Genomic DNA, 7,095 nt, shown 5'->3' with positions numbered 1-7,095 from the left:
GCTGCGGCGTGATCTGCAGGCCGCCCACGGTCTTGCCCGTGATGAGCCACGACAGCGACACCCACGGGTTGTAGCTGGCCACGCGGGTGGCATCGGTGCCGGCCGAGACCTTGACGCCCTTGTCCAGCATGCGCTTGACGGGCGGCGTCGCCTCGGCCGCGCCGGCACCGTAGCGCTCGACGAAATACTCGCCCTGGTAGGCCATGCGGTGCTGCACGGCCACGCCGCCGCCCAAAGCGGCGATGCGGTCGATGGACTTTTCCGAGATGGTCTCGGCATGGTCGAAGAACCAGTTCAGGCCGGCCAGGGGCGTGTCGCGATCGACCTTCTCGAACACGTCGAGTGCGCGCTCGATGGTCTCGTCGTAGGTGGCATGCATGCGCCAGGGCCAGCGGTTGTGCGCCAGGATGCGCACCACCCCTTCGAGGTCGTCCTCCATCTCGGGCGCCATGTCGGGGCGCGGCTGGCGGAAGTCCTCGAAGTCCGCCGCCGAGAACACCAGCATCTCGCCCGCGCCGTTGTGGCGAAAGTAGTCCGTGCCCTGCTTGTACTGCGACGTGGCCGTCCAGTTCAGGAAGTCTTCCTTTTCCTGCTTCGGCTTTTGCGTGAACAGGTTGTAGGCCAGGCGGATGGTGAGCTGATCGGCATCGGCCAGTTCCTGGATCACCTGGTAGTCGTCGGGGTAGCTTTGGAAGCCGCCGCCCGCATCGATGGCGCCCGTCACGCCCAGGCGGTTCAGCTCGCGCATGAAGTGGCGCGTGGAGTTCACCTGGTATGCATGCGGCAGCTTGGGGCCCTTGGCCAGCGTGGCGTAGAGGATGGCCGCATTGGGCTTGGCCAGCAGCAGCCCGGTGGGGTTGCCGGCCGCATCGCGCACGATCTCGCCGCCGGGCGGCGCGGGCGTGTCGCACGTGTAGCCCACGGCGCGCAGCGCGGCGGCGTTGAGCAACGCGCGGTCGTACAGGTGCAGGATGAACACCGGCGTGTCCGGCGCCACGGCGTTCAGTTCGGCGATGGTGGGCAGGCGCTTCTCCGCGAACTGGTGTTCGGTGAACCCGCCCACCACGCGCACCCACTGCGGCGCAGGCGTGACCGCCACCTGGTGCCGCAGCATGCCCATGGCATCGGCCAGGCTTTTGACGCCGTCCCAGCGCAGCTCCATGTTGAAGTTGAGCCCGCCGCGGATGATGTGCAGGTGGTTGTCGATCAGGCCCGGCAGCGCGCGGCGGCCGTTCAAGTCGATGCGCCGCGTGCCCGGCCCGGCCATCGCCAGCACCTCGCGCTCACTGCCGACGTGGGTGAAGCGCCCCTGCGCGATGGCCACGGCACTGGCCGTGGGGTTGGCGCGGTCCAGCGTGGTGAAGCGGCCGTTGTACAGGATCAGGTCGGGAGGGGTGGACGGGGTCATGGGCAGGCTCCTTGGGGGATCGGCAATGCGAAGGGTGCGCTCTTTTCAACCCTCGTGGGCGTTGAACATGGCCTTGGCATAGGTGATGCCCAGGCCGTAGCCGCCACCGAACTTTCTGGCGATGCCGGTCGTCATGTCGTACGTGTCCGTGCGCGCCCAGTCGCGTTGCAGCTCCAGCAGATACTGCAGCGCCGTGATGGGCCGCGCACCCGCCTGCACCATGCGATCCATGGCGCGGTGGTGGGCCTCGGTGGAGATGTCGCCGCTCGCATCGGCGATTACGTACACCTCGAAGCCCTGGTCGAGCGCCGACAGCGCCGGGCCCACGATGCACACGCTGGTCCACAGGCCCGCCAGCACGATGCGCGGCTTGCCGATCTCGTTGATGCGGCGGATCACGGCCTCGTCTTCCCAGGTGTTCATTGACGTGCGATCCAGCAGCGCCTGGCCGGGGAACGGCGCGGTCACCTCCTCGAACATCGGACCACTGAAGCTCTTTTCCGCCACGGTGGTCAGGATCGTGGACACGCCGAAGCCCGCCGCCGCGCTGGCCACCAGGCCGGCGTTGGAGCGCAGCGTGATCGCATCGATCGAATGCGTGGCGAAGGCCATCTGCGACTGGAAGTCGATCATCACCAGCGTGTGGTCCTGCGGGTTCAGCAGCGTGGCGCCGGGCGTGGCAGTGGCGACGGCGTTGATGCGGGTGGCGGTGGCGGTCATGGCAAAACTCCTGGATGGATCGAGTGAATGGAGGAGAGAAAACAAAAAAGCGGGGAATCGAAAGACAAAAAAGAAGGCAGGCGGGGCGGCGGTGCCGCCGCCCCTTGTCGATCAGTGCGGCATGGCGGGCAGCTCGTTGGGGCGCAGGTCGAACACCAGCACCTCGGCGCCTTCGCCCCTGGCAAAGCGCAGGGCGCCGGCGTCACGGATGCGGGCGCCGTCGCCTTCGGACAGGCGCTCGCCGTTCACCTCCAGGCTGCCGCGGGCCACGTGCACATACACGTTGCGGCCGGGGCCCACGTCCAGTTCGGCGGCCTCGTCGCCGTCGAACAGGCCGGCATGCACCCGGGCATCCTGGTGCACGGCCAGCGAGCCGTCGGCCCCCTCGGGCGAGATGATCAGCCGCAGCCGGCCGCGCTTTTCGGCTTCGCTGAAGTGCACCTGCTGGTAGCGGGGCGTGGCGCCGGTCACGCCGGGCACGATCCAGATCTGCAGGAAGTGGACGGGCGCTTCGGCCGAGTGGTTGAACTCGCTGTGGCGCACGCCGGTGCCGGCACTCATCATCTGCACGTCGCCGGGGCGGATGACCGAGCCGGTGCCCATCGAATCCTGGTGCTCCAGCGCGCCTTCCAGCACATAGGAGAAGATTTCCATGTCGCGGTGGGGGTGCGTGCCGAAGCCCTTGCCCGGCGCCACGCGGTCGTCGTTGATGACCAGCAGGTCCGAGAAGCCTTGCTGGTTGGCATCGCGGTAATGGCCGAACGAGAAGGTGTGGTGCGAATGCAGCCAGCCGTGGTTGGCGTTGCCGCGCTGGTGGGCTTTGCGGATGTCGAGCATGGTGCGTTTCCTTTCGGTTTTTTCGATAAAATTCACACTGGGGGCCTGTCGCTGAAATCGCCTCGATTTCATTGGGCTTCAGTGCTGCGGTGAAGAAAGTATCCCGCGCCGTGATGGGGCGCAGGTTGAAAGGTTTGGCCGTGCATCATCGATAATTTCGATGATTCAACCCCCCGGCCTGCCCCCATGCTGAAACTCACCCTCGAAGCCATCGAACTGGTGGACGCCATCGCCCGCCACGGCTCGTTCGCCGGCGCCTCCGAGCGCCTGCACAAGGTGCCGTCCACCATCTCCTATGCCATCGGCAAACTGGAGGAACAACTCGGCATCGCCCTCTTCACCCGCAACGGCCCGCGCGTGGCGCTCACGCCCGCCGGGCAGGAGATGCTCAAGGAAGGCCGCTGGCTGCTCACGGCTGCGCACCAGCTCGAATCGCGCATGCGGCAGATCGCCACGGGGTTCGAATCGGAGCTGCGGCTGGTGCACGACTCGCTCATCCCCACCAGCGCGTTCAACCAGGACATCTGCGCCTTCGAGGACCTGCACTGCGGCACGCGCCTGCGCATCGGCTGCGAGGCGCTCACAGGCACCTGGGAGGCGCTGCGCGACGGCCGCGCCGACATCGTCGTCGCGGCGGGCGAAGGCCCCGCCGGCGGCGGCTACAAGGCGGTGGCCGTGGGCAGCCTGGCGTTCGTGTTCTGCGTGACGGCCACGCACCCGCTGGCGCAGCTGCAGCGCCCGATCACCCGCAGCGACCTGCTGGACCACACCGCCGTGGTGGTGGGCGACGGCGCGCGGTCGCTTACCGACCGCACCGTGGGCCTGCAGTCGGGCCAGCGCCGCATCACCGTGCCGTCCATGCAGGCCAAGATCGCCTGCCAGGCGGCGGGCCTGGGCCACGGCTTCCTGCCGCGCGCGTGCATCCGGGTGGAGCTGGAGACGGGGGTGCTGGTGGAGCTGCCGGTGGAGGAACCCCGCCCCGACGAAACCTTCTGGCTCGCCTGGAAACCCGAGCACATGGGCGAGGCACTCAAATGGTGGCGCCAGCGGCTGGACCGGCCGCTGCTGCCGGGCATCCTGCCGCAGTGAGGGCGCCGCCGACTCGGCCGATCACGGCGGCAAGCGTCGCTGCGACGGCCGATTCCCGTCAGGGGGTTGCCAGCCGCTGCGGGAATTTGCGATAGATCTTTTTCAGCACCCAGATTTCCCCGCATTCCAGGACCAACCACAGCGGGAAAAGCGGCATCACCATAAAGATGAAAAACACCCGCAAGGGAAAATAAAGGAGAAAAAACATCCCCACATAAAACCCGTGCAGCGGCTGCTTGTTTTTGATGAAAAACAGGATGAAGACGAGAAAAGCCAGGCCCGAAGTCAGAAGGACGTGGGCGCCCAGCAGCAGATAGGCCATCGCCTTGGGCAAATAATCATGGGCGGCCACCCATTTGGGCAGCAGTTCCTGAAAGGCCGATGCAACCACCGACAGAAAGAACACGAGGATGCCCAAGCCCAGAACGGCGAATGGAATCCAACACGCGTAAGCCATCCATTTCGAAGGGGCCTGCAATGCTTCGGGACGCGGGTTCTTCATCAATTCCAAATTCTCCTGGGGTCGTATTTCCATGCCGAGGGGTCCAGGGGCACAGGATTCGGCCATGTACCCTGGGGCCACAAATTACCGCCATAGAAGTTTTTGCTGACTCCGGATTCGGTGAAGGCCTTGTCGTGATACGCATCGATTTCATTGCCTTGCGTACAGCCGTTTTGATCGACCTTGCCCGCGGCCTGCGCCGCCTTGTCCGAGGCGACCAGTTTCCCCCGGATGCTCGTCAAAACCTCGGACTGCTTGAGCGACTTTCCCTGGATGGCGGACTCTGCGACGAGGGCCGTTTTGACCACCGCGTTCACACTCATATTTTCGCCCCGGCATATCAATGCCCCGGCCGGGTAATAACTGCATTGGGGCTTGCTCTTCGCCATGTCATCGTAGTAGCTGCAAACTGCCGTATCCCCTTTGCCATCGAACGATGGAAGGGACGGCATCTCGATATTGGTCCACTCGAACAGACCCAGCGGATCAATGTACTGAACGGGATTGACCGGATAGGTACTGGGATGCACGCCACCGGATAATCCGATCGGATCCTGCGTGATGTACTGCCCCAGGTGAGGGTCGTAGTACCTGAAGCGGTTGTAATGCAGCCCGGTCTCGGCATCGATCTGCTGGCCCTGCAGCCGGATGCTCTGCTCGATCCGGTGCGGGTTGTATTCCTCCTGCACATCTCCCCAGGCGCCATAGCTGGCCGCCCAGGTGATCTCGCCGGCCTTCTCTCCGTTGCCATCCACCAGCCCGATCGGCGTGCCCAGGTGGTCGCACAGGTAGTGCCGGATGGTGAGCGGGTTGCCCGCTGCCTGGGCCTGTCGCTCGGCCTGCAACTGGCCCACGCTGCCCGCCATGGCCTGCGCCAGATCCTGCGGCATGTGTTTTTGCACCAGGGCCAGTGCCTGCGCGCCGCTGGCGGGGTCCAGCACGGTGTTCAGCGCCGCCTGCACCATCTCCCGCTGCGCCCGCGGCATGGCCGCGAAGCTGTCCGCCGCATCCGTGGCGTCTTCGCCCGCCTGCGCGCCCAGGCCCATCAGCAACTGCACCGCATCCTTGGCCCCCTGCCTGCGCTGCAGCTGCAGCAGCGGCACGAAGCTGGCCGGCTCGTACACCGTGTGCCGGATGCCTTGCCCATCCTGCGTGTGCACCAGCCGGTCGCCGTCCCAGCCGTAGTGGGTAGTCTCCTGATGTCCTTCGCGAACCACGGTCTTGCCCAGACGCCGCCCGAACGCGTCGTAGCGGTAGCGCGCCACCGGCGTCCAGCCGCGCCCAGCCCCTGCCCGGCCTTCCTTGCACACCCGGGTGGTGGACCTGCCGCGCCCGTCGCTCTTGGCCCGCGCCGTCGTACTGGTGGCGCGTGCGCTGGTTCAGGGCATCGATGCTCTCGCTTTCATAACTATTTCATTTTTATCAGTTCAATTTTTGGCGTACAAGTATAAGAATATTTTAAATCGGGAAATATTGCTGTCAATTTCATATGTGTTGGATTGCTAGATTTACCCTCATCTGTTGCCAGCTTGTCCACCACCATCATCATTACGGCATCATCATCGACAATTTTTGCCCGGATTATACTTAAATGATTTAATTTATCCTTCTTTTGCTCATCCAGATAGTGCGGCGATTTTTTTTGTAAAAAAAAGCATTTTTTTTGGTCGCATTTATCAAATCACCGAGACTCCCTTGTTGGGGCGAGGTATTTTTTAAATCAACTGATCCAATTAGTGATGAAAAAGCGAATCCATCACCTTCAAATTTACCATTTTTATATTTTCCAGTTTCTGCAATCCACGCGTATTCAGGACGTTCGACAGTCCTTTCAACAACGTTCCATTGCCATATTTTTTTTGGATTTAACACAGGGAATCTTGCAAAAATATAATCCTCCGAAAACATGGCAGAACAATCGATATCATTGCGAAATTTCTCCGCCTTGACATCAAAAGAAATCAAAAAAATAATTGCAAAACATATCGATTTAATCATTTTCGAGATCCTCTTCGTTGCCTCATTTTATTTGCCAAATCCATAATATCATCAGTATCCGCAGTAGGTGCCGCGCCTCTTTCTTGCAAATCTTTAAAGTACACAGGCGTATCACATTCGTATCCCTTTGGGATTTCAGAACTTTTCCACATCGATTCTTCCGGTATGTAATCTGAAGGAGTTTTAACATCTTTGCCGGGCTCTTTATCTCCAGACTGACAAGTTAACTTATTTTTGCTCCATTTTTTGCAATATTGTGTGTAGTCATAAGGACTCGCTTGTTTCCAAACTTTTTCGTTCGGATTAACCACGTCATAAACCTTGTCCAGTGGATGACTGGGCGCCTCAAGCATCCCAGCAGTCTGCGCATCAATTGATGCCTGTCTATTCACCTCACCGCGTTTAACGGCGCGTTGGTGAGCATTTCCTGTCAAGCCCAATGGATCAATATAAGTAGTTGGTCTTTCAACGTAACGATATAAGTTGATTCCTCCCCCCAATCCAATGGGATCCTGCGTGATGTACTGCCCCAGGTGAGGGT

At 61.8% G+C, this 7,095-nt stretch carries 8 protein-coding genes; 1 reads left to right on the top strand and 7 read right to left on the bottom strand.

The features are described from left to right. The 3 genes from AC27KI_RS16400 to AC27KI_RS16390 form a co-directional block, all read right to left on the bottom strand. Positions 1 to 1,408: amidohydrolase (locus AC27KI_RS16400; protein WP_487114775.1), on the bottom strand; the 1,408-nt coding region annotated here is incomplete at its 3' end. Positions 1,409 to 1,453: 45 nt separating this feature from the next. Continuing rightward, complete coding sequence (locus AC27KI_RS16395; protein ID WP_487114773.1) at positions 1,454 to 2,128, bottom strand: hydrolase; 675 nt, start codon at positions 2,126 to 2,128, stop codon at positions 1,454 to 1,456. Between the two features lie 111 nt (positions 2,129 to 2,239). Further along, positions 2,240 to 2,965 (bottom strand): pirin family protein, encoded by a 726-nt coding sequence (locus AC27KI_RS16390; protein ID WP_284427195.1) that lies wholly within the window; start codon positions 2,963 to 2,965, stop codon positions 2,240 to 2,242. A 186-nt stretch (positions 2,966 to 3,151) separates the two neighbouring features. On the opposite strand from AC27KI_RS16390, the gene AC27KI_RS16385 reads away from it, so the two are divergent. Then, complete coding sequence (locus tag AC27KI_RS16385; protein ID WP_272549336.1) at positions 3,152 to 4,054, top strand: LysR family transcriptional regulator; 903 nt, start codon at positions 3,152 to 3,154, stop codon at positions 4,052 to 4,054. Between the two features lie 58 nt (positions 4,055 to 4,112). Here the strand turns inward: AC27KI_RS16385 and AC27KI_RS16380 are convergent, their stop codons facing one another. The 4 genes from AC27KI_RS16380 to AC27KI_RS16365 all read right to left on the bottom strand — a co-directional run. Next, a complete protein-coding gene (locus AC27KI_RS16380) occupies positions 4,113 to 4,556 on the bottom strand; it encodes a hypothetical protein (protein ID WP_487114771.1) in 444 nt (147 codons plus the stop codon). After that, a complete protein-coding gene (locus tag AC27KI_RS16375; protein WP_487114769.1) occupies positions 4,556 to 5,821 on the bottom strand; it encodes an RHS repeat-associated core domain-containing protein in 1,266 nt (421 codons plus the stop codon). Before AC27KI_RS16375 ends, AC27KI_RS16380 begins: the two co-directional genes overlap by 1 nt. Positions 5,822 to 6,152: 331 nt before the next feature. Beyond that, positions 6,153 to 6,554, bottom strand: coding sequence for a hypothetical protein (locus AC27KI_RS16370; RefSeq protein WP_487091032.1), 402 nt, complete (start codon positions 6,552 to 6,554; stop codon positions 6,153 to 6,155). Continuing rightward, positions 6,551 to 7,095: RHS repeat-associated core domain-containing protein (locus AC27KI_RS16365; RefSeq protein ID WP_487114767.1), on the bottom strand; the 545-nt coding region annotated here is incomplete at its 5' end. The genes AC27KI_RS16365 and AC27KI_RS16370, both read right to left, overlap by 4 nt.

The organism is Acidovorax sp. KPB24-03, assembly GCF_057546605.1.
The sequence above is the reverse complement of the archived record's forward strand: the minus strand, read 5'-3'. Positions and strand labels throughout refer to the sequence as shown.